This window comes from Streptomyces sp. NPDC058691 (genome assembly GCF_042714775.1).
Classification (GTDB): Bacteria; Actinomycetota; Actinomycetes; order Streptomycetales; family Streptomycetaceae; genus Actinacidiphila.
The window spans coordinates 44,451-70,171 of record NZ_JBHXSO010000041.1 but is presented as its reverse complement, the minus strand read 5'-3'; the positions used below and the strand labels follow the sequence as shown (position 1 = coordinate 70,171).

Annotated in this window: 19 protein-coding genes; 11 read left to right on the top strand and 8 right to left on the bottom strand. The window is 72.0% G+C overall.

Annotated features, from left to right (window positions below; all coding sequences use genetic code 11):
* Positions 1–109: 109 nt before the first annotated feature.
* From ACFWVC_RS26485 to ACFWVC_RS26465, 5 genes are all read right to left on the bottom strand, one after another.
* Positions 110–1,147, bottom strand: coding sequence for a LacI family DNA-binding transcriptional regulator (locus ACFWVC_RS26485; protein WP_384291091.1), 1,038 nt, complete (start codon positions 1,145–1,147; stop codon positions 110–112).
* A gap of 31 nt (positions 1,148–1,178) precedes the next feature.
* Positions 1,179–2,810 carry a glycoside hydrolase family 13 protein gene (locus ACFWVC_RS26480; protein WP_384291086.1) on the bottom strand — a complete coding sequence of 544 codons (1,632 nt, stop codon included), beginning with the start codon at positions 2,808–2,810 and terminating at the stop codon, positions 1,179–1,181.
* A gap of 92 nt (positions 2,811–2,902) precedes the next feature.
* Positions 2,903–3,826: a sugar ABC transporter permease gene (locus ACFWVC_RS26475; RefSeq protein ID WP_384291080.1), complete on the bottom strand. Its 924-nt coding sequence runs from the start codon at positions 3,824–3,826 to the stop codon at positions 2,903–2,905.
* A gap of 51 nt (positions 3,827–3,877) precedes the next feature.
* A complete protein-coding gene (locus ACFWVC_RS26470) occupies positions 3,878–4,879 on the bottom strand; it encodes a carbohydrate ABC transporter permease (RefSeq protein ID WP_384291076.1) in 1,002 nt (333 codons plus the stop codon).
* 135 nt (positions 4,880–5,014) lie between these two features.
* Positions 5,015–6,286, bottom strand: a complete 1,272-nt coding sequence (locus tag ACFWVC_RS26465; RefSeq protein ID WP_384291073.1) for an extracellular solute-binding protein — start codon at positions 6,284–6,286, stop codon at positions 5,015–5,017.
* Between the two features lie 325 nt (positions 6,287–6,611).
* Between ACFWVC_RS26465 and ACFWVC_RS26460 the strand changes: the two genes are divergently transcribed.
* From ACFWVC_RS26460 to ACFWVC_RS26450, 3 genes are read left to right on the top strand one after another with little or no spacing between them, the layout of a single operon-like run.
* The gene (locus ACFWVC_RS26460; RefSeq protein ID WP_384291071.1) at positions 6,612–8,243 is read left to right on the top strand and encodes a glycoside hydrolase family 13 protein; all 1,632 of its coding nucleotides are present in this window, start codon (positions 6,612–6,614) and stop codon (positions 8,241–8,243) included.
* 25 nt (positions 8,244–8,268) lie between these two features.
* Positions 8,269–9,357, top strand: a complete 1,089-nt coding sequence (locus ACFWVC_RS26455) for a LacI family DNA-binding transcriptional regulator (protein WP_384291067.1) — start codon at positions 8,269–8,271, stop codon at positions 9,355–9,357.
* Positions 9,358–9,394: 37 nt separating this feature from the next.
* Complete coding sequence (locus ACFWVC_RS26450) at positions 9,395–10,237, top strand: phosphatase PAP2 family protein (protein ID WP_384291062.1); 843 nt, start codon at positions 9,395–9,397, stop codon at positions 10,235–10,237.
* Positions 10,238–10,300: 63 nt separating this feature from the next.
* Here ACFWVC_RS26450 and ACFWVC_RS26445 read toward each other — a convergent pair whose 3' ends face one another.
* Positions 10,301–13,273 (bottom strand): bifunctional [glutamine synthetase] adenylyltransferase/[glutamine synthetase]-adenylyl-L-tyrosine phosphorylase, encoded by a 2,973-nt coding sequence (locus ACFWVC_RS26445; protein WP_384291058.1) that lies wholly within the window; start codon positions 13,271–13,273, stop codon positions 10,301–10,303.
* Positions 13,274–13,503: 230 nt separating this feature from the next.
* Between ACFWVC_RS26445 and ACFWVC_RS26440 the strand changes: the two genes are divergently transcribed.
* From ACFWVC_RS26440 to ACFWVC_RS26425, 4 genes are all read left to right on the top strand, one after another.
* A complete protein-coding gene (locus ACFWVC_RS26440; RefSeq protein WP_384291054.1) occupies positions 13,504–15,912 on the top strand; it encodes a peptidoglycan recognition protein in 2,409 nt (802 codons plus the stop codon).
* Positions 15,913–16,113: 201 nt separating this feature from the next.
* Positions 16,114–17,013 carry an alkaline phosphatase family protein gene (locus ACFWVC_RS26435; protein ID WP_384291049.1) on the top strand — a complete coding sequence of 300 codons (900 nt, stop codon included), beginning with the start codon at positions 16,114–16,116 and terminating at the stop codon, positions 17,011–17,013.
* 2 nt (positions 17,014–17,015) lie between these two features.
* Positions 17,016–18,296: an MFS transporter gene (locus tag ACFWVC_RS26430; RefSeq protein ID WP_384291046.1), complete on the top strand. Its 1,281-nt coding sequence runs from the start codon at positions 17,016–17,018 to the stop codon at positions 18,294–18,296.
* Between the two features lie 20 nt (positions 18,297–18,316).
* Positions 18,317–19,351 (top strand): TolB-like translocation protein, encoded by a 1,035-nt coding sequence (locus ACFWVC_RS26425; RefSeq protein ID WP_384291043.1) that lies wholly within the window; start codon positions 18,317–18,319, stop codon positions 19,349–19,351.
* Between the two features lie 21 nt (positions 19,352–19,372).
* Here ACFWVC_RS26425 and ACFWVC_RS26420 read toward each other — a convergent pair whose 3' ends face one another.
* On the bottom strand, positions 19,373–19,807 hold the full coding sequence (locus ACFWVC_RS26420; RefSeq protein ID WP_384291037.1) for an ATP-binding protein: 435 nt from the start codon (positions 19,805–19,807) through the stop codon (positions 19,373–19,375).
* A 180-nt stretch (positions 19,808–19,987) separates the two neighbouring features.
* Here ACFWVC_RS26420 and ACFWVC_RS26415 point away from each other — a divergent pair, with 180 nt between their 5' ends.
* Both ACFWVC_RS26415 and glpK read left to right on the top strand, forming a co-directional pair.
* Positions 19,988–20,755: an IclR family transcriptional regulator gene (locus ACFWVC_RS26415; protein WP_384291035.1), complete on the top strand. Its 768-nt coding sequence runs from the start codon at positions 19,988–19,990 to the stop codon at positions 20,753–20,755.
* Positions 20,756–20,802: 47 nt separating this feature from the next.
* Positions 20,803–22,317, top strand: coding sequence for a glycerol kinase GlpK (glpK, locus tag ACFWVC_RS26410; RefSeq protein ID WP_384291032.1), 1,515 nt, complete (start codon positions 20,803–20,805; stop codon positions 22,315–22,317).
* Positions 22,318–22,394: 77 nt separating this feature from the next.
* Here glpK and ACFWVC_RS26405 read toward each other — a convergent pair whose 3' ends face one another.
* Complete coding sequence (locus ACFWVC_RS26405) at positions 22,395–23,384, bottom strand: aldo/keto reductase (protein WP_384291028.1); 990 nt, start codon at positions 23,382–23,384, stop codon at positions 22,395–22,397.
* 134 nt (positions 23,385–23,518) lie between these two features.
* Here ACFWVC_RS26405 and ACFWVC_RS26400 point away from each other — a divergent pair, with 134 nt between their 5' ends.
* The gene (locus ACFWVC_RS26400; protein WP_384291022.1) at positions 23,519–24,400 is read left to right on the top strand and encodes a helix-turn-helix domain-containing protein; all 882 of its coding nucleotides are present in this window, start codon (positions 23,519–23,521) and stop codon (positions 24,398–24,400) included.
* 257 nt (positions 24,401–24,657) lie between these two features.
* Positions 24,658–25,671 carry an aldo/keto reductase gene (locus tag ACFWVC_RS26395; protein WP_384291018.1) on the top strand — a complete coding sequence of 338 codons (1,014 nt, stop codon included), beginning with the start codon at positions 24,658–24,660 and terminating at the stop codon, positions 25,669–25,671.
* Positions 25,672–25,721 lie beyond the last annotated feature (50 nt).

The following is a 25,721-nucleotide window of genomic DNA, read 5'->3' as shown; positions in this document are numbered from 1 at the left end:
GTCCCGGGGCCGACGAGCCACCCCGCCACGCCCCGCCCGGGGCGGGTCCCGGGGTCCGCCCCGGCGCATGCCTGGACGCGCCGGGGCGGAATGTCGTACGGCCCCTCCGTCAGGAGCGCCGACCGCCGCCGGGCGCCTGGCCCGTGGAGCCGCGCACGACGAGCTCCGTCTGGAAGACGAACTCCGAACGCTGCACCGGATTGCCGCCGATCTCCTCCAGCAGCGCGTTCACCGCGGCCGCGCCCATCGCCTCGACCGGCTGCCGGACCGTGGTCAGCGGCGGGTCGGTGAAGGCGATCAGCGGCGAGTCGTCGTACCCGACCACCGAGACGTCCCCGGGGACCGTCAGCCCCCGCTCCCGCGCCGCCCGTACGGCCCCCAGCGCCATCAGGTCGCTGCCGCACACGATGCCCGTGCAGCCCCTGTCCAGCAGCGCGCCGGCGGCCGCGTGACCGCCCTCGACGGAGAACAGCGTGTGCTGCACGCAGCCCGCCGCCTCCTCCTCGCCGAGGCCCAGGAAGTCGCCGAGCGCCTCCACGAAGCCGTCGACCTTGCGGTGCACCGGCACATAGCGGTTGGGCCCGACGGCGAGGCCGATCCGCTGGTGGCCGAGCTCCACCAGGTGCTGCACCGCGATGCGCGCCGAGGCGCGCTCGTCCGGCGAGATGTAGGGCCCGGCGATCGCCGGGTTGTAGCCGTTGACGAGCACATAGGGCACGCCCTGGCCGAGCAGCCGGGCGTAGCGCTCGGGGTCGGCGGTGACGTCGGCGTGCAGACCGGACAGGAAGACGATGCCGCGCACCCCGCGCTCCACCAGTGCCTCCACCAGTTCGTCCTCGGTGGAGCCGCCGGGGTGCTGGGTGCACAGCACCGCGGTGTAGCCGTAGCCGGTCAGGTTCTGCTCGATGACCTGGGCGAAGGCGGGGAAGATCGGGTTGTTGAGCTCGGGGGTGATCAGCCCGATCTGGCCGGCGCTGCGCTGGCGCAGCCGCACCGGACGCTCGTAGCCGAGCACGTCCAGTGCGGCCAGCACCTTCTGCCGGGTGGCGGGGGCGACCCCCGCCTTCCCGTTCAGCACGCGGCTGGCGGTGGCCTCGCTGACCCCCGCCTGTGCCGCGATGTCGGCGAGACGGGCCGTGGTACTCACGGTTCCCGACCCTATGCGACCGCGGCCCACGTCAAACGGCCCACCAGACGGTCGTGTCGGACGGGAGGACCACCCCGTCCGCCGTGACCTCGACGGGGGCGCTGCTCAGCAGCACCGTGCCCGGCGCCGGCAGGGTCACCGGGGCGCCGGTGGTGTTGACGGTGCAGACGAAGCCGGGGCGGCGGAAGACCAGCACCCCCTCGGGCGCGTCCTGCCACTGCACCGACTCCCCCGCGCCGAGGCCGGGCAGCTCGCGGCGCAGCCGCAGGGCCGCGCGGTACAGCTCCAGGGTGGAGGCGGGGTCGGCGGTCTGGGCCTCGACGCTCAGCCCGGCCCAGGAGGCGGGCTGCGGCAGCCAGCTGCCACCGCTGCCGAACCCGTACGAGCTGCCCTCCGCCGTCCACGGGATCGGCACCCGGCAGCCGTCGCGGAAGCCGTCCTGGCCGGCCGCGCGGAAGAACGCCGGGTCCTGGCGGACCTCGTCGGGCAGGTCGGTGACCTCCGGCAGGCCCAGCTCCTCGCCCTGGTAGACGTACGCGGAACCGGGCAGCGCCAGCATCAGCAGGGAGGCGGCGCGGGCGCGGTGCGGGTCGTAGCTGTTCTCGTCGCCGGACAGCCGGGTGGCGTGGCGGACGACGTCGTGGTTGGACAGCACCCAGGTGGTGGGCGCGGCGACCGGGCGCATGGCGTCCAGCGAGCGGTCGATGACCTCGCGCAGCTCGGTGGCGTCCCACTTGGTGCCTAGGTACTGGAAGTTGAAGGCCTGGTGCAGCTCGTCGGCGCGGACGTAGTTGGCCGTGCGCTCCACGGTGGGCGTCCAGGCCTCGGCGACCGCGATGCGCTCGCCGTCATATTCGTCGAGGATGCGCCGCCACGAGCGGTAGACCTCGTGCACGCCGTCCTGGTCGAAGAAGGGCAGGACATCGTTGCCAAGGAGCTTGAGCTGCTCGTGGGCGCCGATGTCGGGCAGGCCGTCGGCCTTGACCAGACCGTGCGCGACGTCGATGCGGAAGCCGTCGACGCCCATGTCCAGCCAGAAGCGCAGGATCGAGCGGAACTCGTCCTGGACGGCCGGGTGCTCCCAGTTGAAGTCGGGCTGCTCGGGCGCGAACAGGTGCAGGTACCACTCGCCGTCCTCGGTCCGCGTCCACGACGGCCCGCCGAAGATCGACTCCCAGTCGTTGGGCGGCAGTTCGCCGTTCTCGCCCTTGCCGGGACGGAAGTGGTAGCGCTGCCGCAGCGGGGAGCCGGGACCCTCGCGCAGCGCCTGCTTGAACCACTCGTGCTGGTCGGAGGAGTGGTTGGGGACCAGGTCGACGATGATCCGCAGGCCCAGCCGGTGGGCGTCGCGGATCAGGCCGTCGGCGTCGTGCAGAGTGCCGAACATCGGGTCGATGGCCCGGTAGTCGGCGACGTCGTAACCGGCGTCGGCCTGCGGGGAGGCGTAGAAGGGGCTCAGCCAGACGGCGTCGACACCGAGGTCGCGCAGGTACGGCAGGCGCTCGCGGACGCCGGGGATGTCGCCCATGCCGTCGCCGTTCCCGTCGGCGAAACTCCGGGGGTAGACCTGGTAGATGACCGCGTCTCTCCACCAGTCCGTGGCGGCCACGGGCTGGTCGGAGGCGTGAGGGTGACGGGTGGAGTCCGCCAGGTACTGGGTCATGGTGATCCCTTGGAGGAGTGGAGGCGCGGTACGGCGATGGAGGCAAGGCCGGGGCACCCGGCCGGTCGTGCCGGGTGCCCCGGGTCGTGCGGTCAGGACTTGGCGGCGCCGGCGGTGAGGCCGGTGACCAGGTGCCGCTGGACGACGTAGAAGAACGCCGACGCGGGAAGGGCGATGAGCACGGAGGTGGCGGCCATCAGGTCCCACTGGTTGTCGTGCTCGCTGATGAAGGTGGTCAGGCCGACGGCGAGGGTGTACTTGTCGTCGCCCAGCATGAAGACCGAGGCGTAGGCGACCTCGCCCCACGCGGTGAGGAAGGTGTAGAAGGCCGCGACCGCCAGACCCGGCCGGGCCAGCGGGAGGACCAGCCGGTAGAAGGTGCCGAACGGGGACAGGCCGTCGACCCGGCCGGCCTCGTCGATCTCCTGTGGGATGGTGTCGAAGTACCCCTTGAGCAGCCAGGCGCAGTACGGCACGGCGGTGGTGCAGTACACCAGGATGAGCGCCCAGTACGTGTCCAGCAGGTCCAGGGCGGCCAGGATGTTGTACAGCGGCACCATCAGGATGGCGACCGGGAACATCTGGGTCACCAGGAAGGTCCACATCAGCTGCCGGTGGCCGGGGAAGCGCATCCGGGAGACCGCGTAGCCGGAGCTGGCGGCGATGAACACGCCCAGCACGCAGGTGCCGAGGGCGACGATCATGGAGTTCAGGAACCACTGCAGGAAGTTCGTGTCGGTGAGGACCTTGGTGTAGTTCTCGAAGCTGAACTTGCCCGCGATCCCGGCCGGGTGGAGGAAGTCGGTCTTGTCCGGGCCGAAGGAGACCCAGGCGATCCACAGGACGGGGAAGGCCGCGATGAAGCTCGCGACGAGCAGCACGCCGTGGATCAGTACGGACGCGGCGCGGCTGCGCTCTCCGCGGCCGGTGCGCCGGCGCGCGGCGGAACGGCCGGGCGCGGTGGCCTTCGCCTCTTCGGCGGCCCCTGCGACGGGGAGGTCTGCGGTGGTGCTCATGGGGGTGGCTGCCCTCTCTTGCGTCATGACGGGTGTCCTGGCCGGGGGCCGTCAGGCGGCCGTGTTCTCGGTACGGGCCAGCCAGCGCCGGTACACGGAGGCGAAGACGATGAGCATGGACAAGATGATCACGCCATAGGCCGCAGAACCGGCGTAGTCACGCGGGTCCTGCCCGAATCCGAGCCGATAGGCCCAGGTCACCAGGATCTGGGCGTCCTGACCCGCGCTCGCGCCGAAGAGCAGGAAGATGACGACGAACTGGTTGAAGGTCCAGATGATGCCGAGGAGGATCACCGTGCTGCTCACCGAGCGGAGGCCTGGAAGCGTCACGTAGCGGAAGCGCTGCCAGGGGGTGGCGCCGTCCATCTCGGCCGCTTCGTACAACTCGCTCGGGATCGACTGCAGGCCGCCGAGGAGCGAGACCATCATGAAGGGCACGCCGACCCAGGTGTTGACCATGATCGCGGCGGTCTTCTGCCAGAAGGGGTCGCTCAGCCACGCGGGCGTGGGCAGGTGCAGCGAGTGCAGGACCGTGTTCAGGATGCCGCCGTCGTCGGCGAGGATCAGCCGCCACGAGAAGACGGTGACGAAGGTGGGCACGGCCCAGGGCAGGATGAGGACCAGCCGGTAGAAGGTGCGGCCGCGGATCTTGCGGTTCAGCAGCAGGGCGAGGCCGAGACCCAGGCCGTAGTGCAGGGTGACGCAGACCGCGGTCCAGATGATGGTCCAGGTGAAGTGCGGCCAGAACTGGTGGTCCGCCCCGGAGAGGATCTCCGTGTAGTTCTTGAAGCCGACCCAGGAGAAGGAGTCCGGGATCTTGTTGACGCCGATCGTCCGGCCGACGTTCTGGCTGTTGGCGTCGGTCAGCGACAGGTAGATGCCGCGGACCAGGGGGTAGAGCACCAGCACGCCGATGACGGCGACCACCGGCGCCACCATGGCCCAGGCATACCAGTTGCGGTTGTACGACTGCCGGATACGGCTGAACGGACCGGGGCGCGGCGTGCCGCCGCGCTTGGTCTTCCGGGTCCCGCCCTGGACGGCGACGGTCATCTTCGGCACCTTTTCGAGAGGTTCGCAGAGGTCGGTACAGCCGCGCCGCACGGCCGGGGACCATGGATGCGGCGCGGACGGGCCGTCCGGCCCGCCCCCGCTGCGGGGAGGCGGACCGGACGGCTCAGGGCTGCCTTACTGGAAGTCCTTGACGAGCTTCTTGTAGGCGTCCGCGGTCGAGTCCAGACCCTCCTGGGTGCTGACCTTGCCCTGCAGGATGTTCGTCAGGCCGGTGTTGAAGTCGGTGAACAGCGAGCTGTACTCCGGCAGTTCCGGGCGCGGACGGGCGACGTTCGCGAGGATCGCCTGGAAGTCGGCGACGCCGGGAGCGGCCTTGACCTCGGGGGTGTAGGCGGAGGTGCGGGTCGGCAGGGTGCCGTTCTTCAGCGCGATCTTGGCCTGGGTGGCACCCGAGGTCATCCAGCCGACGAACTTCTGAGCGGCCTCCTGGTGAGCCTTGTCCGAGCCGGCGTAGACGGCCAGGTTGTGACCGCCGGTGGGGGCGCCGGCCTTGCCGGTGGAACCGGCCGGGACGGAGGAGATGCCCAGGTTGGCCTTGTCCGTGAAGGACGCGCCCTTGTAGATGTTCGTCAGCTCCCAGGGGCCCTGGATGATCATGGCGACCTTGCCGTTGACGAACGCGTCCTGGATGTGGGCGTAGGAGTCGGCGGTCACGTCGAGCTTGTGGACACCCGGGGAGGCGAGCAGGGACTTGCTCACGTCGACCGCCTTGACGGCCTCGGGCGAGTTCACGGTGATCTTCTTCGCCGCGGCGTCGACCATGTCGGTGCCCTCGCCGAAGAGGAAGGGGAGCTCGTAGTACGAGTCGGAGCGCAGCCAGAAGCCGTCGACCTTGTCCTTGGCCTTGACCGCCTTGGCGACCGCCTTCAGCTCGTCCCAGGTGGCGGGGGCCTTGTCGAAGCCCGCCTTCTTCAGCAGGTCCTTGTTCCACATCAGCGCGAGGGTGTCGGTGACGATCGGCGCACCGTAGGTCTTGCCGTCGTACTGCGCCTGCTTCAGCAGGGACGGGTTGATGTCGTCCTGGTCGGCCAGCGCCGGGGTGCCGTCCAGCGGCGCGAGGAACTGGGACTTCGCCCAGGAGGCGGTCCAGCCCACCTCGGCGCGGATCACGTCGGGGGCGCCCTTGCTGCCGGCGGCCGTCTGGAACTTGTTCTGCGCCTGGTCGAACGGCACGTTGACGTACGTGACCTTGATCTTCGGGTTCGCCTTCTCGAAGTCGTCGATCAGGGCCTTGTAGGTCGGCGCCTCGTTGGTGGCGTTCGAGGTGTCCCACCAGGTGATGGTGACCGGACCGCCGGCCTTGTCACTGCCGCCGTCGCCGCCGCAAGCCGTCGCCGCGAGCCCGAGCGCCGCAACCAGCGCGGTGGCCGCTATGCCACGCCGCATGTGATCTCCTCCAGGATGAAAGCCCGTGTTAGTGCGGGGCGCGTCACCGCGTCCCCCCTGCCGACTGCACCGTTGCGGCCGCCGGGCTGTCGAGGAACGTAACAGGGATGAAAGCTTCTCGAAAGAGCTTGCTGCAAAGACTTGCAAGATCTTCCGATCGTTACGTCCGTGTGTCCTCGCAGTTGCAGAGAGGAGACGCGTCGTGGGAATGTCGGCAGCCTGGAAGCCGTTGCGCCATCTTCCGCAAAATCCTGAAAGGTATTGCCCGGGACGCGGGGGATGGGAATCATCGGCAGGGACCGGCGCCGACTCCCGAGGGACCGACATGACCCAAGAGCTCGCCCCCGTCACCCACGGCACGGCCCACACGGCCGCGGCCCGCCCCGAGGGCGCGGACCCCGGCTGGTGGCGCAGCGCCGTCATCTACCAGGTCTACGTGCGCTCCTTCGCGGACGGCGACGGCGACGGCGTGGGCGATCTTCCCGGCATCCGGGCACGACTGCCCTATCTGGCGGAACTGGGGGCCGACGCCGTCTGGCTGACCCCCTTCTACGCCTCCCCCCAGGCCGACGGCGGGTACGACGTCGCCGACTACCGGACCGTGGACCCCCTCTTCGGCTCCCTCGCGGACGCCGACGACCTCGTCCGGACCGCGCACGAGCTGGGCCTGAGGGTGATCGTGGACATCGTCCCGAACCACACCTCGGAGCGGCACGCGTGGTTCCGGGCCGCGCTCGCGGACCGGCGCGGGGGTCCGGACCGCGAGCGCTACCACTTCCGCCCCGGCAAGGGCGGACGCGGCGAACTGCCGCCCAACGACTGGGAGTCGGTCTTCGGCGGCCCGGCCTGGACCCGCGTCCCCGACGGGGACTGGTATCTGCACCTGTTCGCGCCGGAGCAGCCCGACCTCGACTGGGACCACCCCGAGGTGCGCGAGGAGTTCGACCGGATCCTGCGCTTCTGGCTCGACCTCGGCGTCGACGGCTTCCGCATCGACGTCGCCCACGGCATGGTCAAGGCCCCCGGCCTGCCCGACATCGGGCACCAGGAGCAGGTCAAGCTGATCGGCTCCCAGGTGCTGCCGTTCTTCGACCAGGACGGCGTGCACGAGATCCACCGCTCCTGGCGGCGGCTGCTCGACGGCTACCCGGGGCAGCGCATCGGCGTCGCCGAGGCCTGGGCCCCCACCCCCGAGCGGATGGCCCTCTATGTGCGCCCCGACGAACTGCACCAGGCCTTCAACTTCCACTTCCTGCGCTGCGACTGGGACGCCGCCGCCATGCGCGCGGTGATCGACGAGTCCCTGGCCGCCACCGTCTCCGTGGGCGCCCCCACCACCTGGGTGCTGTCCAACCACGACGTGGTCCGCCACGTCACCCGCTACGGCGGCGGCGCGACCGGGCTGCGCCGTGCGCGGGCCGCGGCGATGCTGATGCTGGCGCTGCCCGGCTCGGTCTACGTCTACCAGGGCGAGGAGCTGGGCCTGCCGGAGGTCGCCGACCTGCCCGACGAGGTCCGCCAGGACCCCTCCTTCTTCCGTGACAACGGGCAGGACGGACTGCGCGACGGCTGCCGGGTGCCGATCCCGTGGACGGCCGGCGGCAGCTCGTACGGCTTCGGCAGCGGTGGCAGCTGGCTGCCGCAGCCCGCCTCCTGGGCCGGGCTCAGCGTCGAGGCCCAGACCGGCGACCCCGCCTCCACCCTGGAGCTGTACCGCGCGGCCCTGCGGCTGCGCCGCGAGCTGCCCGGCCTCGGCGACGGACCGATGCGGTGGCTGGACGCCCCGCAGGGCGTGCTGGCGCTTTCCCGGCCCGGCCTGGTCTGCACCGTGAACACCCGCTCCACGCCCGTCGAACTGCCCGTTCCCGGGCGGCCGGTGCTCTCCAGCGAGCCCGTCGCGCCCACCGGCGGAAACATCCGTCTTCCGGCCGATTCGTGCATCTGGTGGGCGATCTGAGATGCGACCGGTACAGTCCAATCCTGTGACCGCAAGGCTTGCCGACATCGCAGCCCAGGCGGGGGTGAGCGAAGCGACGGTCAGCCGTGTTCTCAACGGCAAGCCCGGGGTCTCCGCGGCAACCCGCCAGTCCGTGCTGGCCGCACTCGATCTGCTCGGCTACGAACGGCCGGTACGGCTGCGCCAGCGCAGCGCCGGCCTCGTCGGGCTCATCACCCCCGAGCTGGAGAACCCGATCTTCCCGGCCTTCGCCCAGGTCATCGGCCAGGCGCTCACCCGCCAGGGCTACACGCCCGTGCTGGCCACCCAGACGCCCGGCGGCTCCACCGAGGACGAACTGGTGGAGATGCTGGTCGAGCGCGGCGTCGCCGGGATCATCTTCGTCTCCGGCCTGCACGCCGACTCCACCGCCGACATGGAGCGCTACGAGCGACTGCACGGCCAGGGCGTCCCCTTCGTCCTGATCAACGGATTCTCCGACAAGATCAAGGCTCCGTTCGTGTCCCCCGACGACCGGGGCGCGATGCGACTGGCCGTCACTCATCTGGCCTCGCTCGGACACGAGCGGATCGGCTTGGCGGTCGGGCCCAAGCGCTTCGTCCCCGTGCAGCGCAAGATCGAGGGCTTTGTGCGCAGCATGGACCAGGTGCTCGGCATACCGGCGCGGGCGGCGGAGGACCGTATCCAGCACTCCCTGTTCACCCTGGAGGGTGGCCAGGCCGCCGCCTCGGGCCTGATCGAGGCCGGCTGCACCGCCGTGGTCTGCGCCTCGGACATGATGGCGCTCGGCGCCATCCGCGCCGCCCGGCAGCACGGCCTGTCCGTGCCCGGAGACATCTCCGTCGTGGGGTTCGACGACTCCCCGCTCATCGCGTTCACCGATCCGCCGCTCACCACGATCCGCCAGCCGGTCACGGCGATGGGCCAGGCCGCCGTGCGCGCGCTGCTGGAGGAGGTCGGGGGCACCCCGGCGCCGCACAGCGAGTTCGTCTTCCTGCCTGAACTGGTCGTACGCGGTTCGACGGCATCAGGTCCCCAAGCGGGGGCAGCCGTACCGGTACAGCAGTCGGCCTGGAGGCGTACGCGGGATGCACAGAATCCGACCGGGGGTTGATCGGACGGCCTACCACCGCATGGCAGACTATCGCCCCATGGGGGAATCGACCGCGAAGACCATGGCACGCCGTACCGCAACGGCCGACCCGCCGCGCTCCATCGATTCCCGTGACGCCGATGGAGCGACGACGGGCAATGGGCGGCTGTCACCGCGCCGACCACGGCTGTGGTTCGAGATCCTGCTGATCGCCGTCAGCTACTGGATCTACTCACTCGTGCGCAACGCCGTGCCCGAACAGCAGGCCGCGGCCATGCGCAACGCGGACCGGGTATGGGACCTCGAGCAGTCCTTCGGCCTCGCCTTCGAGCACGCGATCAACCATGCCGTGAACTCGGTAACGTGGCTCATCGTCGGGATGAACTATTACTACGCCACGCTGCACTTCGTGGTAACTCTCGCGGTGCTCGTCTGGCTCTTCCGCCGGCACCCCGGGCGCTACGCGCCGACCCGGCTGGTGCTGTTCGTGACGACCGGCATCGCGCTGCTGGGGTACTACTTCTTCCCGCTGGCGCCGCCGCGGCTCATGGGCAGCGGGTTCATCGACACGGTGCGGATCCACCACACATGGGGCTCCATGGCCTCCGGCGACCTCGCGCATGTCTCCAACCAGTACGCGGCCATGCCCTCGATGCACATCGGCTGGTCGCTGTGGTGCGGCATCACCGTCGCCATGCTGGCGCGGCACACCTGGGTCCGGGTGCTCGGGGTGCTCTACCCCGTCACCACGCTGCTCGTGATCGTGTCCACCGCCAACCACTTCTGGCTGGACGCGGCCGGCGGCACCGCCTGCCTGACGGTCGGCTTCGCCGCCTCCTGGGCGGTCTACGGGGGGCTGGCCTACCGGCACCCACGCCAGGTGCGGGTCGCCACGGCGTAGGGCCCGCCGTCGCCGGGGCGGGGCGGTCGCGCCGCGCCGCCCCGCGCGGGCGTCTCAGGCGTTTCACGCGTCGTAGAAGAGGCGCTCCACCACCGCACGCGCGCGGCGGGTCGTGCGGCGGTAGTCCTCCACCAAGTCGCCCACGTGCCCGGGTTCGTACCCGAGGTGGCGGCCGACCGCGGCGAGCTCCCTGCCGTCGCCGGGGAAGGTGTCGCCGGGGCGGGCCCGGACGAGCATCACGGCGTTGCGGACGCGGCCGGCCAGGACCCAGGCGGCGTCCAGGACTTCGGCGTCCTCCGCGCCGACCAGGCCCGCCTCCGTCGCCGCGGCGAGCGCGGGCCGGGTGCGGGTGGTCCGCAGCTCCGCGATCCGCGCGCCGTGCTGGAGCTGGAAGAGCTGCACGGTCCACTCGACGTCGCTGAGCCCGCCGCGCCCCAGCTTGGCGTGGGTCGTCGGGTCGGCACCGCGCGGCAGACGCTCGGACTCCATGCGGGCCTTGAGCCGGCGGATCTCCCGGACCGCGTCGTCCGTCAGTCCCCCGGCCGGGTAGCGCAGCGGGTCCGCGAGCTCGATGAAGCGCGCGCCCAGTTGCTCGTCGCCCGCGACGTGTTCGGCCCGCAGCAGGGCGTGGCTCTCCCAGGCCAGCGACCAGCGCCGGTAGTAGGCCGCGTACGAGGCCAGCGTGCGCACCAGGGGGCCGCTCTTGCCCTCCGGGCGCAGGTCGGCGTCGATGAGGAGCGGCGGGTCGGTGGTCGGGATCTGCAGCAGGCGCCGCAGTTCGTTGGCGACCTTCACGGCCACCCGGGAGGCGCGGTGCTCCTCCACCCCTTCGTAGGGTTCGTGGACGAACAGGACGTCGGCGTCGGAGCCGTAGCCGAGTTCATGACCGCCGAAGCGGCCCATGCCGATGACGGCGAAACGGGTCGGCAGCGGCTCGCCGTCCGCCTCCTCCACCGCGTTGACGGCGGCCTGCAAGGCCCCCGCGACGGCGGCGGCGTTGACGTCGGTGAGGGCCGCGCCCACCGCGTCGGGCGCGCCGCGGTGGACCCCGGTCACATCGGCCGCGGCGGTGCGGAAGAGCTCGCGGCGCCGGACGCCGCGCACCGCCGCCACGGCCTGCTCGGCGGACCCGGCGCGGTGGACGGCGGCCAGCACCTCCTGGTCGAGCGCGGTCCGTGAACGCGGCTGCAGGCCCTCGTCGTCGGCGAGGAGGGCCACCGCCTCGGGGGCGCGCATCAGCAGGTCGGGGGCGAGCCGCCCGGAGGACAGCACCCGGGCGAGGTTCTCGGCGGCGGCACCCTCGTCGCGCAGCAGCCGCAGGTACCAGGGGGTGCGGCCGAGCGCGTCGCTGACCTTGCGGAAGTTCAGCAGGCCGGCGTCCGGGTCGGCGGAGTCGGCGAACCAGCCCAGCAGCACCGGCAGCAGCGTGCGCTGGATGGCGGCCTTGCGGCTGACGCCGGAGGCCAGCGCCTCCAGGTGGCGCAGCGCGGCGGCGGGGTCGGCGTAGCCGAGCGCCTCCAGGCGCTGCTTGGCGGCGTCCGGGGTGAGGCCGACCTCGCCGGGCGCCAGCTGGGCCACGGCGTCCAGCAGCGGCCGGTAGAAGAGCTTCTCGTGCAGGCGGCGCACCTCCCGGGCGTGCCGCCGCCACTCGCGGTGCAGCTCGGCGACGGGGTCGGCGCGGAAGCCCAGGGAGCGGCCGAGCCGGCGCAGGTCCGCCTCGTCCTCGGGGACGAGGTGGGTGCGGCGCAGCTTCTGCAGCTGGATGCGGTGCTCCATCGTCCGCAGGAAGCGGTACGAGGCGTCGAGCGCCGCCGCGTCCGCGCGCCCCACATAGCCGCCCGCGGCGAGCTGGGCCAGCGCGGTCAAGGTGGTGCCGCTGCGCAGCGCGGGGTCGGTGCGGCCGTGCACCAGCTGCAGCAGCTGCACGGCGAACTCCACGTCCCGCAGGCCGCCGGGGCCCAGCTTGAGCTCCCGGTCCACATGCGCGACGGGGATGTTCTCGACGACCCGGCGCCGCATCTCCTGCACGTCCGGCACGAAGTGGTCGCGTTCGGCGGCCTGCCACACCATCGGCGACAGGGCCTCGACGTACTCCTGGCCGAGCGCCGGGTCGCCGGCGACCGGACGGGCCTTGAGCAGCGCCTGGAACTCCCAGGTCTTGGCCCAGCGCTTGTAGTACGCCACGTGGCTGGAGAGGGTGCGCACCAGCGGGCCGCGCCGGCCCTCGGGGCGGAGGTTGGCGTCGACCTGCCAGATGGTGCCCTCGGCGGTGGTGTCGGAGCAGATCCGCATCATGCGCGAGGCCAGCCGGGTGGCCGCCTGGACCGCCTTCGCCTCGTCCTCCCGGTTCTCGGCCTCCCCCCGGGCCTCGGCGACGAAGATGACGTCCACGTCGGAGATGTAGTTGAGCTCGTGGCCGCCGCACTTGCCCATGCCGATCACCGCGAGCCGGCACTGCGCGGCGTCGCCGGGGGCCTCCGCCTCGGCGATGGCCAGCGCGGCGCGCAGCGTCGCGGTCGCCAGGTCGGCCAGTTCGGCGGCGGTCTGGACGAGGTCGCTGGTGCCGCACACATCGCGGGCGGCGATGCCCAGCAGGCAGCGCCGGTAGGCGGCCCGCAGCGCGTCGGGGTCGGCGGCGGTGCCGAGGCCCCGTTCGAACTCCGTTGTCCCGGGGTGCAGATCCGCGTGCTCGTAGGTCACCAGGGCGTGCCAGTCGCGCGGGTGCCGGGTCAGGTGGTCGGCCAGGGCCTCGGAGGCGCCCAGCACCCCGAGCAGCCGGTCGCGCAGCGGCTTGGCGGCGGTGATCGTGTCGAGGAGGGTGCGGCGCTCGCCCTCGTCCAGGGCCTCCACCAGCCGCACGAGTCCGGTCAGCGCCTGGTCCGGGTCCGCGGTGGCGCCCAGCGCGTCCAGGAGCACCGGGTCGTTGCGGACGGGCGCCAGTTCCCCGCCCCCCAGCAGGCGTTCGGCGGCCACGGCGTCGGCGAAGCCGCGTTTGAGCAGCCGCCCGAACCTGGTGTCGCGTCGCCCTTCCAGCACTCCGACCACCTTCCGCCGTCTCCCGGCGTCACAGCGCCCGGCCCTCGGCCGCGCCCATCCGCACCTCAGAGACTATCCGGCCCGCTCCGGCTCCGATAAGCGATGGTTTGGGCGCTTTCCCGTGGACCCCGACCGCGGTGGAAGGGGCCAAAGGTCCACCTGATAGAAAGCGTTGGTCATTTGAACGTACAACCATCCGGTCAATCGGTCAGCAGGGGCGGGGCTACGGAATGCCAAAGGGAACCAGGAGAGCCGAAGGATCGCGAAGACTGCCCGGACTGCCGCGGCTGCGCGGACGGGCGTGGCTCGCGGTCGGGGCGGTCGTGCTGGGCGGCGCGGGCGCGGTCACGGCCGTGACCGTCGCGCAGGGCCCGGAGGGCACGGCCGCGACGGGGGCCGGCAAGCCCGTCCCCACCGTCGTCCAGTCGGTGGAACTCCAGGGGCAGGGCGGCGAGCGCACCGTGCCGCAGCGCGCCACCGACACCTTCGGGCTGGTCGGAGTGACGTGGGACGACCCGCGCAGCGTGCTGGACGGCACCGTGCAGGTGCGGACCCGGTCGGTGGGCACCGGCCGGTGGTCCGGCTGGAACACGGTCGACCCGCACAACGACGACGCGCCGGACCCGGGCGCCGAGCAGAACATGCGCGGCGGTTCCGCGCCGCTGTGGGTGGGACCCTCCGACGGCGTGCAGCTGCGGGTCGTCTCCGCGCACGGCGAGTCCGGCCGGCTGCCCGAGGGCATGCGCCTGGCGCTCGTCGGCGACGCCGCGCACGGCGATTCCCAGAGCGGCACCGGCCTGGCGATGGCCCCCGCGGCCTTCGAGGCGGACGCCGCCGGCGGCGAGGACTCCCCCAGCACCACTCCCGGCGAGCCCACACCGACGGACACCGCGACCGGCACCACGCCGGACCCCTCCGCCGGCTCCGGTGACACCGCGACCGCGTCCCCCTCGGCCTCCACCTCGGCCTCGCAGAGCGCCACGCCGCCGGTCACCACCACGCCTTCCGTGAACGCGACGCCGACGAAGGCCTCCCCGACCGCGTCGGCGAGCAAGAGCGTCAGCCCCACCCCCAGCTCGACCCGGCCGACCGCGCCGGCGTCCTCCGTGTCGAAGCCCGCCATCGTCACCCGGGCCGGCTGGGGCGCCAACGAGAAGATCCGCGAGGCCGGCGACCCGGACTACGCGGACAAGGTGAACACGGTCTTCGTCCACCACACCGACACCGCCGTCAGCTACGACTGCTCCGCCTCGGCGAGCATCGTGCGGTCGATCTACGCGTACCACGTACAGGCCGAACACTGGCGCGACATCGGCTACAACGCCCTGGTCGACAAGTGCGGCAAGATCTTCGAGGGCCGCTTCGGCGGCATCGACCTGCCCGTCATCGGCGCGCACACCTACGGCTTCAACACCCGCAGCTTCGGCATCGCGGTGATCGGCACGTACCAGGTCATCGACGGCAAGCCGGCCACGCCCATCACCTCGCAGATGCTGGGGTCGGTCGCGGCGCTCGCCGCGTGGAAGCTGGGCCAGTACGGCGTCAATCCCAACCCGGGCAAGAAGACGCAGCCCCTGGTGGAGGGCGCGAGCGACAGCACGCCCTTCGTCAAGGGCAAGACGTACACGTTCAACGCGATCTCCGGGCACCGTGACGGCTTCGCCACCGCCTGCCCCGGCCAGAACCTGTACGACAAGCTGCCCACGATCCGCGCCTACGCGGCCGGCCCCGTCGCGACGCCCACGCTCGCCGCCCCGACCGGTGCCACGAAGTCCGGCACCACGTACTACACCAAGGGCTCCATCACGATGTCCTGGCGGACCACGACCCCGTCCATGCTGGTCAAGCGCTTCGAGGTGCTGGTCGACGGCGTCGTGAAGGCCACGGCGGGCCGCACGGCCACCTCGGCCGCGGTCACGGTGCCGACCGGCAAGCACACGGTGGCGGTGCGCGCCGTGCACATCAACAACAAGACGTCGGTGTCCAGGTCGCTCGCGGTGACCGGCGACACCACCAAGCCGACGTTCACCACCGCCCCCGCGGTGAAGATCCGCAACGCCGCGGTGTCCAGCACCTCGGTGCCGGTCACGGTGACCTGGAAGGCCGCGGACGACACGGTGCTCAAGAGCGCCTCGGCGACCGCACCGGCCACCGCCACCTTCGGCCCCACGACCACGAGTTGGAGCACCGCGGGCAAGGCCGGCAGCGCCGTCACCTACAACCTCAAGGCCACCGACATGGCAGGCAACTACGCCACCACCTCGGTGAGCCGCACGGCGGCGATCATCCAGGAGACCTCGGCGACGAGGACCGGCACCTGGACCTCGAAGAGCTCCGGCAGCTACCTCGGCGGCAAGTCGCTCACGTCCAAGTCCAAGAACGCCAGTCTCACGTGGACGTTCACCGGACGCTCGGTGGGCTGGGTGGTCTCGCGGGCCTCGACCTCGGGGCAGGCGTACGTCTACGTGGACGGCAAGAAGACCGCCACGGTGGACCTGAAGTCCTCGGGCACGCAGTACCGGCAGACCATCTGGTCCACGTCCTGGAGCACCAGCGCCAAGCACACCCTGAAGATCGTGGTGGTGGGCACCTCGGGCCGCCCGGCCATCACCACCGACGGCATCACCTACGTGAAATGACGTGATGTGACGCCTTGACAGCAGGGGCCCGGGAAACGCGAGTTGCGCGTTCCCCGGGCCCTTTGCCTGCGCTTGACCTCGCGATCCCCGGTCCTACGCAGCGTTCCACGTACCTTCATCTGCGGAGCGCTTCCGGCTTCCGCGGCCCCCTCCTAACCTGGCGCGGCGCCACTCCCTGTCCCCCCGCCCCGGAGGTCCGTCGTGTCCGGCTGGTCCCTGTCCAGTCCCCGCCGCACTGTCACCGCCCTCGCATCCGCCTGCGGCATCGCCGCCGCCTCGCTCGGCCTGTGGGCCGCGCTCGGCGGCTCCGAGACCGCCCACGCCGCCGGCAGTGTGCCCAACCCCGACCACGTGGTCGTGGTGATGATGGAGAACCACGCGTACAGCCAGGTCATCGGCAGCTCCAGCGCCCCGTACCTCAACAACACGCTGAAGGCCGGCGGCGCCAGCCTCACCCAGTCGTACGGCATCACGCACCCGAGCCAGCCCAACTACATGCAGATCTTCTCGGGCAGCAACCAGGGCGTCACCGGCGACAGCTGCTACACCCCGGGCTTCAGCTCGGCCGCCAACCTCGCCTCGGAGCTGATCGCCGCGGGCAAGACCTGGGCCAGCTACAACGAGACGCTGCCGAGCCAGGGTTCCACCACCTGCAGCAGCGGCGACTACGCGCGCAAGCACAACCCGTGGTTCGCCTTCAAGAACGTCCCGACGTCGACGGCGAAGACCTTCGCGCAGTTCCCGACGGACTTCACCACGCTGCCGAAGGTCTCCTTCGTCACGCCGAACCTGTGCAGCGACATGCACGACTGCTCGGTCTCCACCGGTGACACCTGGCTGAAGAACAAGCTGGGTGCCTACGCCACCTGGGCCAAGACCCACAACAGCGTGCTCGTCGTCACCTTCGACGAGGACAACCGCCTGGCCGGCAACCGCATCCCGACGGTCCTGTACGGGCAGCCGGTCAAGGCCGGTTCGACCTCGGCGACGACCTACAACCACTACAACGTGCTCCGCACGCTGGAGGACCTGGCCGGTCTCACCACGCACGCGGGCAACGCCGCCTCCGCCTCGGACATCACCGGCATCTGGGCGAGCTGAGCGTGTACGTCGCGGACAGCCGCGGCGCCGCCGGCGACGAGGCCCGGGACGCGACGCGTCCCGGGCCTCGGGCCGCGGCCGCCGTCGCCCCCACGGTCCTCGTCCTGGGCACGGTCAGCCTCATCACCGACGTCTCGTCGGAGATGGTCACCGCCGTCCTGCCGCTCTACCTGGTCGCCGGGCTCGGCCTCTCACCCCTCGGCTTCGGCCTGCTCGACGGCGTCTACAACGGCTTCAGCGCACTGGTGCGGCTGGTCGGCGGCCACCTCGCCGACCGCGGCGGCGGCCGCCACAAGGCCGTCGCCGCCTTCGGCTACGGCCTGTCGGCGGTGTGCAAGCCGGCCCTGCTGCTGGTCCACAGCCTGCCGCTGATCGGCGCGGTCCTGGCCGTCGACCGCACCGGCAAGGGCCTGCGCACGGCGCCGCGCGACGCCCTGATCTCGCTCTCCTCCACGCCCGAGACGCGCGGGCGGGCCTTCGGCGTGCACCGCGCGATGGACACCGCCGGCGCGCTGCTGGGCCCGCTGATCGCCTTCCTCATCCTGCGGCAGGCGGCCGAGGGGTACGACGCCGTCTTCACGGTCAGCTTCTGCGTGGCGGCGGTGGGCGTGCTGGTACTGCTGCTCTTCGTCCCCGGCGGCCGGATACGGCCGGCGGCGGACCTGGCGGCCCCGGCGGACGCGGCGGCTCCCGCGGCCCCGGCCGCGTCGCCCTCGCTGCGCGCCTCGGTGGCGCTGCTGCGGCGCCCGGACGTACGGCGGCTGACCATCTGCGCCACCCTGCTCGGGCTGTCGACGGTCAGCGACTCCTTCGTCTACCTGCTGCTGCAGCACCGCCTCGGGGTGCCCGACCGGTGGTTCGCGCTGCTGCCGCTGGGCACGGCGGCGGCCTTCCTGCTGCTCGCGATCCCGCTGGGGCGGCTCGCCGACCGGCTGGGGCGCTGGCGCATGTTCCTGGCCGGGCACGTGGCGCTGCTCGGCGCGTACGCCCTGCTGCTCACCCACGGGCCCGCCTACCTCGTGCTGCTGCTGCACGGCGCCTTCTACGCCGCCACGGACGGCGTCCTGATGGCCGCCGCCTCCACCGCGGTGCCCGCCGAGCTGCGCGGCGCCGGACTCGCCCTCATCCAGACCGGGCAGGCCGCGGCCCGCTTCGCCGCGTCCCTGGCCTTCGGCGCGGCCTGGACCGCCTGGGGCGACCGTACGGCACTGACCAGCGCGGCCCTGGCCCTGGCGGCCTGCGCGGCCTGCGCGGTGTGGCTGCGCCCGGCATCCGATTCGTGACCCCCACAGAAAGGCCGCGCATGGACGCCGCCCCCCTCAGCCCGCGGAACCGCCTGCTCGTGCTGCTGGCCGCCGTGGCGGTCCTGGCCGCCGTCGCCGCGGCGGCCGTGCTGCACGCCGCGGACCGGGCCGCGGAGAAGGACCGCCCCCAGGCGGGCGGTCCGGCCGTCACCGAGGGCAGCGTCTCGCTCGCGCCGGACGCGCCCCGCATGGTCTTCCGGAACATGGCCTGGGGCCCGCACCGCGACGAGCTGGCGACCGTGCCCGCCGACCGCCCCACCGGGGCCCGCACCGCCTCCGGCGTCAAGTGCCTGCGCTTCCACGCGGCCGCCGGCACCGGCATCTGCCTGCAGTCCGTGCACGGCACCGTCCAGGACACCTACCGGGCGGTCGTGCTCGACGCGCACCTGAAGGAACTCCGCAGCTACCCGCTGGCCGGCATCCCCACGCGGGCCAGGGTCTCCCCCAGCGGCCGCATGGTCGCCTGGACGGTCTTCGTCGGCGGCGACTCCTACGCCGGCACCGACTTCTCCACCCGCACCTCCGTCCTCGACACGCGCACCTGGGACCTGCGCAAGAACCTGGAGGACTTCACGATCACCAGGGACGGCAAGCCCTACCACGCGGCCGACGTCAACTTCTGGGGCGTGACCTTCGCCGACGACGGCCACTTCTACGCCACCGTGGGCACCGCCGGCCGCACCTACCTCGTGCGCGGCGACGTCGCCGCGCGTTCCGTGCGCACCCTGCGCACCAACGTCGAGTGCCCGTCCCTGTCCCCCGACGGCACGCGGCTGGTCTTCAAGAAGCGGGTGGAGGGCCTGTCCCCCGACGCCCCGTGGCGGCTGTACGTGCTGGACCTCGCCACGATGCGCGAGCGGCCGCTCGCGGAGGACCGCAGCGTCGACGACCAGGTCGTCTGGCGGGACGACCGCACGATCGTCTACGCGCTGGCGGGCGACTTCGGCGCCGACCTGTGGACCGTGCCTGCCGACGGCACCGGCAAGGCGCGGCGGATGGCCACGGCCGCGCTGGCACCGGCCTATCTCGGGTAGGGCCCGGCCGGGGGCGCCGGCTCAGGCGGCGGGCGGCCGCACCGCGAGGTCGGCCCAGCGGGTGACCCCGCAGCAGTCGGTGCGCATTCCGTAGCGGTCGGAAAGGGCCTTGACGATGCCGAGGCCCCGGCCGTGCTCGTCGGGGTCGATCCCGCCGGGCGGCCCGCAGGGGTTCGCGGGCCCGGCGTCGGTCACCTCGATGTGCAGGGCGCTCAAGCCGTCCAGCGCGGTCCACGACACCCGCAGGGTCGCGGGCCCCAGGGCGTGCACGATCGCGTTGGTGGTCAGCTCGGAGACCACCAGGAGCACGTCCTCGGCCAGCTCCGGGCAGAGATTCCAGTCCACCAGGACCCCTCGCACCCGCCGGCGCACGACGGACAGGGCACCGGGAATGTGCGACAGCGGGGCGACGTGCACGTCCTCACGCTGCGGCATCGTGTTCGGCCCCGCCGTCATGTGTCCTCCCTCCGAGGAGCCCCGCCGGGTGGGCACCCGGATGTCGAGGGAACGTTATTGACAGACCGGGCGGAGGGCAATGAAACCGGGTCGGCATTACCGAACGCCGCATTCCGCCGCCGGAGGGCGCCGGGGGCCGCCTCCGCTGCCGACCGTCAACAGCCGGGCTACGATCGAGGCATGGCCGGCCCGCTCCAGTCCATCGAACGGGCGGCGGCGATCCTCCGTCTGCTGGCCGGCGGCTCCCGCCGACTGGGGCTCGGCGAGGTGGCGGCCTCGCTGGGGCTGGCGAAGGGCACCGCCCACGGAATTCTGCGCACCCTCCAGCACGTCGACTTCGTCGAGCAGGACCCGACGACCGGGAAGTACCAGCTCGGCGCCGCCCTGCTGCATCTGGGCAGCAGCTACCTGGACGTGAACGACCTGCGCTCGCGCTCCATCAACTGGGCCGACGCCCTGGCCGCGCGCAGCGGCGAGACGGTACGGCTGGGCACCCCCCTGGAGGGCCAGGTGCTCATCGTCCACCACGTCTTCCGGCCCGACGACAGCCTGCAGACCCTCGACGTGGGGGCGCTGCTGCCGCTGCACGCCTCAGCCCTGGGCAAGGTGCTGCTGGCGTTCGGGGCCAGCCCCGTGGAGGCGGCGGTCGCCGCCGGGCTGGAGGCCTACACCCGGCACACCCTGGTCGACCCCGGCGACCTGGACCGCGCCCTCGTCGAGGTCCGCGAGCAGGGCTGGGGCGCGGAGGTGCAGGAGATGTCGATGGGCGAGGCGGCCGTCGCCGCGCCCATCCGCGGGCACGGCGGCCTGGTCGTGGGCGCGATCGGCGTCTCCGGGCCCGTCGAGCGGATCTGCGACTCCAGGAGCCGGCCGCACGCTGCCATGGTCACCCTGCTCCGGGAGGCGGCACGGGTGATCTCCAGAGACCTGGGCGCGGCCCGCTGGTAGCGGGTCCCGCAGCTGGCCCCGAACGCATCGGAAGGCAGGCCCCCGACATGGTTGAACGGTATGTGTTGTCCATCGACCAGGGCACCACGTCCACCCGATGCATCCTGTTCGACCACCGCGGGCGCCTGGCGGCGGTCGCGCAACGCGAGCACCAGCAGCACTTCCCGAAGCCGGGGTGGGTGGAGCACGACGCCCTGGAGATCTGGCGCAACCTTCAGCGCATCGTGCCGCAGGCGCTGTCCGAGGCGGGCATCACCCCCGACGAGGTCGCCGCCATCGGCATCGCGAACCAGCGGGAGACCGCCGTCCTGTGGGACCGCGCCACCGGCACCCCGCTGGGGCGGGCCATCGTCTGGCAGGACACCCGCACCGCCCCCCTCGTCGACGAGCTGCTGCGGGACCCCGGCGAGGAGTTCTTCATGCAGCGGTGCTGTCTGCCGCCCTCCACCTACTTCTCCGCGCCCCGCCTGCGCTGGCTCTTCGAGCACTCCCCGGGGCTGCGGGAGCGGGCCGCGGACGGCGAGGTGCTCTTCGGCACCATGGAGACCTGGCTGCTGTGGAACCTCACCGGCGGCCCGGACGGCGGCCTGCACATCACCGACGTCACCAACGCCAGCCGCACCATGCTGATGAGCTTCCGCTCACTGACCTGGGACGACGAGCTGCTGGACTTCTTCGGCGTGCCCCGCGCGATGCTCCCGGAGATCCACGCCTCGGCCGAGGTCTACGGCGAGGCCAAGGCCGTGCTCCCCGGCGTCCGTCTCGCCGCCGCCCTCGGCGACCAGCAGGCCGCGCTCTTCGGGCAGACCTGCTTCTCGCCCGGCGAGGCGAAGTGCACGTACGGCACCGGCAGCTTCCTGCTGCTCAACACGGGCGACCGCCTCGTGCGGTCGACGCACGGGCTGATCACGACCATCGCGTACAAGATCGACGGACAGCCGGCGGTCTACGCCCTGGAGGGCCCGATCGCCGTCACCGGCTCCCTCGTCCAGTGGTTCCGCGACCGGCTCGGACTGATCAGCAGCGCCCCGGAGATCGAGACCCTGGCGCGGACGGTCGAGGACAACGGCGGCTGCTACATCGTCCCGGCCTTCTCCGGGCTGTTCGCCCCGCACTGGCGCAGCGACGCCCGCGGCGTCATCGTCGGCCTCACCTCGTACATCACCAAGGGCCACCTGGCCCGCGCCGTCCTGGAGGCCACCGGCTGGCAGACCCGCGAGGTCGTCGACGCCATGAACGCCGACTCCTCGATCGCCCTGAAGGAGCTCAAGGTCGACGGCGGCATGACCGCCGACAACCTCCTCATGCAGTTCCTCGCCGACGTACTCGACGTCCCCGTGGTGCGCCCCATGGTCGCCGAGACCGTCTCCCTCGGCGCCGCCTACGCCGCCGGCCTCGCCGCCGGCTACTGGCCGGACCTGAAGGTCCTGCGCCGCAACTGGCACCGCGCGGCCCAGTGGCTGCCCGCGATGGACCCCGCGCGGCGCGAGACCGAGTACGAGGACTGGCAGCGCGCCGTCGAACGGTCCATCGGCTGGATCAGACCCCCGCGGGCCTCCTGACACCGGCTTGCCGGGGGCTCCGACGGCGGGGGTGCCGGGGGTGACGGGGTACCGGGGAGCCGGGGTGCCGGGGAGCGTCAGCGCTCGATCAGCCGCCGCGCCCTCTCGCTTTCGCCACGGCCGGCGGCCGGGGGCAGGCTGTCGAGCTTGGCCAGCTGCCCAGCGGTCAGCCCGACCGTGTCGGCGGCGGTGTTCTCCTCCACGCGGGCGACCCGCTTGGTGCCGGGGATCGGGACGATGTGCTCGCCCTTGGCCAGCAGCCATGCCAGCGCGACCTGGGCCGGTGTGGCGCCGGCCTCGTCGGCGACGGCCCGCACCTCGTCGGCGAGTGCCAGGTTGCGCCGGAAGTTCTCGCCCTGGAAACGCGGGCTGGTGCGGCGCCAGTCGCCTTCGTCGAACTGCTCGGGCGAGCGGAGTGTGCCGGTGAGGAAGCCGTGGCCGAGCGGGGAGTACGGCACGAAGCCGATGCCGAGCTCGCGCAACGCGGGCAGGACCCGCTCCTCGACCTCGCGGTTCCACAGCGAGTACGACGACTGGACCGCCGCCACCGGGTGCACGGCGTGGGCCCGGCGGATCGTGTCGGGACCGGCCTCGGACAGGCCGAGATACCGGACCTTGCCCTCCCGCACCAGCTCCGCGACCGTACCCGCCACGTCCTCGATCGGCGTGTCCGGGTCGACGCGGTGCTGGTAGTACAGGTCGATGTGGTCGGTCCCGAGCCGCCTGAGCGAGCCTTCCACGGCGGCGCGGATGTTGGCCGGGCTGCTGTCGAGCACGTGCGCACCGCCGCCCGCGTCCGCGTGCGCGTGCGAGACCTGGCCGAACTTGGTCGCCAGCACGACCTCGTCACGGCGGCTCGCCAGCGCCCTGCCGACGAGTTCCTCGTTGACGTACGGTCCGTAGACCTCGGCGGTGTCGATCAGCGTGACACCCAGGTCGAGCGCCCGCCGGATGGTGCGGACGGACTCGGCGTCGTCGCTGCCGGCGCCGGTGTAGTAGGAGGACATGCCCATCGTGCCCAGGCCGATGCGGGAGACGTCCAGGTCTCCCAGAGTGGTGTGCTTCATGATCGCTTTCTCGGGGTCGTGGGGGGGTGGTCCGTCCCCAGCAGACGTCGTCTCGGCGCCCGGTGCCAGTGCCTGGTCTTCCGGGTAATGCCAGTACCTGCCTCGTCCCGGGACCCTCGCCTACCGTGGAGACCATGGACGACCGCGCGGAGATCAGGGAGTTCCTCGCCTCCCGCCGGGCCCGCATCACCCCCGAGCAGGCCGGGCTGCCCGCTTACGGCGGCCACCGGCGGGTCAAGGGGCTGCGCCGCGAGGAGGTGGCGATGCTGGCCGGCGTCTCGGTCGACTACTACGTGCGGCTGGAACGCGGAAACCTCTCGGGAGCCTCCGACAGCGTCCTGGACGGCGTGGCCCGCGCCCTGGGCCTCGACGACGCCGAACGCCAGTACCTGTACGACCTCGCCCGCCGCGCCCCCGCACCCGCCGCCGCCCGCCGCCGCGCCCCCGCCCGGCGCCTGCGGCCCGCGCTGCAGCACATGCTGGACGCCATCAGCGACGCGCCCGCCATGATCCACAACGAACGCCAGGACCTGCTGGGCGCCAACCACCTGGCCCGCGCCCTGTACACGTCCCTCCTCGCCGACCCGCGCCGCCCGGCCAACCTCGCCCGGTTCATCTACCTCGACCCGGCCGCCCGCGCGTTCCTCCCCGAGTGGGACAGGGCCGCCGACGACATCGCCGCGATGCTCCGCGGCGAAGCCGGCCGCAACCCCTACGACAAGGACCTCAGCGACCTCATCGGGGAACTGTCCACCCGCAGCGAGATCTTCCGGAAGCGCTGGGCCGACCACAACGTCCGCCGGCACCGCACCGGTCCCAAGAAGCTGCGCCATCCGGCCGTCGGAGACCTGGAACTGATCTTCGAGACCATGACCCTGGCCTCCGACCCCGCCCTCACGCTCGTGATCTACACCGCCGTTCCCGGCACCCCGAGCGCCGACGCCCTCCGCCTCCTGTCCGCCTGGGCGGCCACGCAGGACCAGCCGGAACCCGGCCGCCACGAGCGCCTGAACTGACCGGCCGGGGTGGACGGGCTCACTGACTCGCCCTCAAAGAGTCGGCCAGGCACCCCTTTTAGGCCCTGTTCGGACGGCGAGGGTATGCGTACCGCAAGATCCAGCCGCCAAGATGCACGTCCGGTACATCCGTACCTACGATCGAAGAAGGGCCCGCGGGGGCCGCTGACCAGGCCTGTATGGATGTCCGCCCGCGTAAGCGAGGGAATCGAGTCCCGACCGCTCCGGCCTTCGGCGTCACCAGGGAAGGACACGCTGTGAAACTCGATCAGATCCTCCCAGCGCACATCGGGTTCGGTTGTGCGCCGCTCGGCAACATGTTCCGCTCGGTTCCCGAGGAAGAAGCCGCGGCGACCGTCGACGCCGCCTGGGAACAGGGCACGCGCTACTTCGACACCGCGCCCTTCTACGGTTCCGGGTTGTCGGAAATACGCCTCGGGAAGGCACTCTCCGGCCGTCCGCGCGACGACTACGTGCTCAGCACAAAGGTCGGCCGCGTCATCCTCGACGAGGAGGAAGACCCTGCCGCGCGTGATCTCGGCGAGAAGGGAAACCTCTTCGCCCACGGGCGCCCGAACAAGATGGTTCACGTGTGGACGGCCGACGCCACGAAACGTTCCATCGAAGACAGCCTGAAGCGCCTGCAGACCGACCGGCTGGACATCGTGTGGGTGCACGACATCGCCCAGGACTTCCACGGCGACGTATGGCTGCAGAAGATCGAGGAGGCCCGCACGGGCGCCTTCCGCGTCCTCACCGAATTGCGCGACGAGGGTGTCATCAAGGCCTGGGGACTCGGCGTCAACCGCACCGAACCCATCGAAATCACTCTCGCGCTCGAAGAGCCACAGCCCGACGGTTTCCTGCTGGCCGGCCGGTACTCCCTGCTCGACCACGCGCACGCCTTGCAACGACTGCTGCCCATGGCCGAGGAGCAAGGCGTCGGCATGGTCGTCGGAGGCCCCTACAGCTCCGGCATCCTCGCCGGCGGCGACCACTTCGAGTACGTCACCGCCCCGCCCGAGATCGTGGCGAAGGTCGAGCGGCTGAGGGAACTCACCGACAGGCACGGCGTGGGCATCAAGGCCGCCGCCCTGCAGTTCTCACTCGCGCATCCCGTCGCCGACGCGGTGATCCCGGGCGCGACCCGGCCCGCCCACACCATCGAGGACCATGCCGCGCTCAACGAGAAGGTGCCCGCCGGGTTCTGGACCGATCTGCGCGCCTCCGGCCTGGTCAGCCCCCTGGCGCCCCTGCCGGGCGGGGCATAGGGCCGGGCCGTATCGCCCGTCAACAGCCGTCCGACGAGTTCCGAGGAGCG

Coding starts and splice junctions, on each gene's coding strand:
- ACFWVC_RS26480 (WP_384291086.1), bottom strand. CDS start 2,810: ATGACCCAGTACCTGGCGGACTCCACCCGTCACCCTCACGCCTCCGAC.
- ACFWVC_RS26475 (WP_384291080.1), bottom strand. CDS start 3,826: ATGAGCACCACCGCAGACCTCCCCGTCGCAGGGGCCGCCGAAGAGGCG.
- ACFWVC_RS26470 (WP_384291076.1), bottom strand. CDS start 4,879: ATGACCGTCGCCGTCCAGGGCGGGACCCGGAAGACCAAGCGCGGCGGC.
- ACFWVC_RS26465 (WP_384291073.1), bottom strand. CDS start 6,286: ATGCGGCGTGGCATAGCGGCCACCGCGCTGGTTGCGGCGCTCGGGCTC.
- ACFWVC_RS26460 (WP_384291071.1), top strand. CDS start 6,612: ATGACCCAAGAGCTCGCCCCCGTCACCCACGGCACGGCCCACACGGCC.
- ACFWVC_RS26450 (WP_384291062.1), top strand. CDS start 9,395: ATGGGGGAATCGACCGCGAAGACCATGGCACGCCGTACCGCAACGGCC.
- ACFWVC_RS26440 (WP_384291054.1), top strand. CDS start 13,504: ATGCCAAAGGGAACCAGGAGAGCCGAAGGATCGCGAAGACTGCCCGGA.
- ACFWVC_RS26425 (WP_384291043.1), top strand. CDS start 18,317: ATGGACGCCGCCCCCCTCAGCCCGCGGAACCGCCTGCTCGTGCTGCTG.
- ACFWVC_RS26420 (WP_384291037.1), bottom strand. CDS start 19,807: ATGACGGCGGGGCCGAACACGATGCCGCAGCGTGAGGACGTGCACGTC.
- ACFWVC_RS26415 (WP_384291035.1), top strand. CDS start 19,988: ATGGCCGGCCCGCTCCAGTCCATCGAACGGGCGGCGGCGATCCTCCGT.
- glpK (WP_384291032.1), top strand. CDS start 20,803: ATGGTTGAACGGTATGTGTTGTCCATCGACCAGGGCACCACGTCCACC.
- ACFWVC_RS26405 (WP_384291028.1), bottom strand. CDS start 23,384: ATGAAGCACACCACTCTGGGAGACCTGGACGTCTCCCGCATCGGCCTG.
- ACFWVC_RS26400 (WP_384291022.1), top strand. CDS start 23,519: ATGGACGACCGCGCGGAGATCAGGGAGTTCCTCGCCTCCCGCCGGGCC.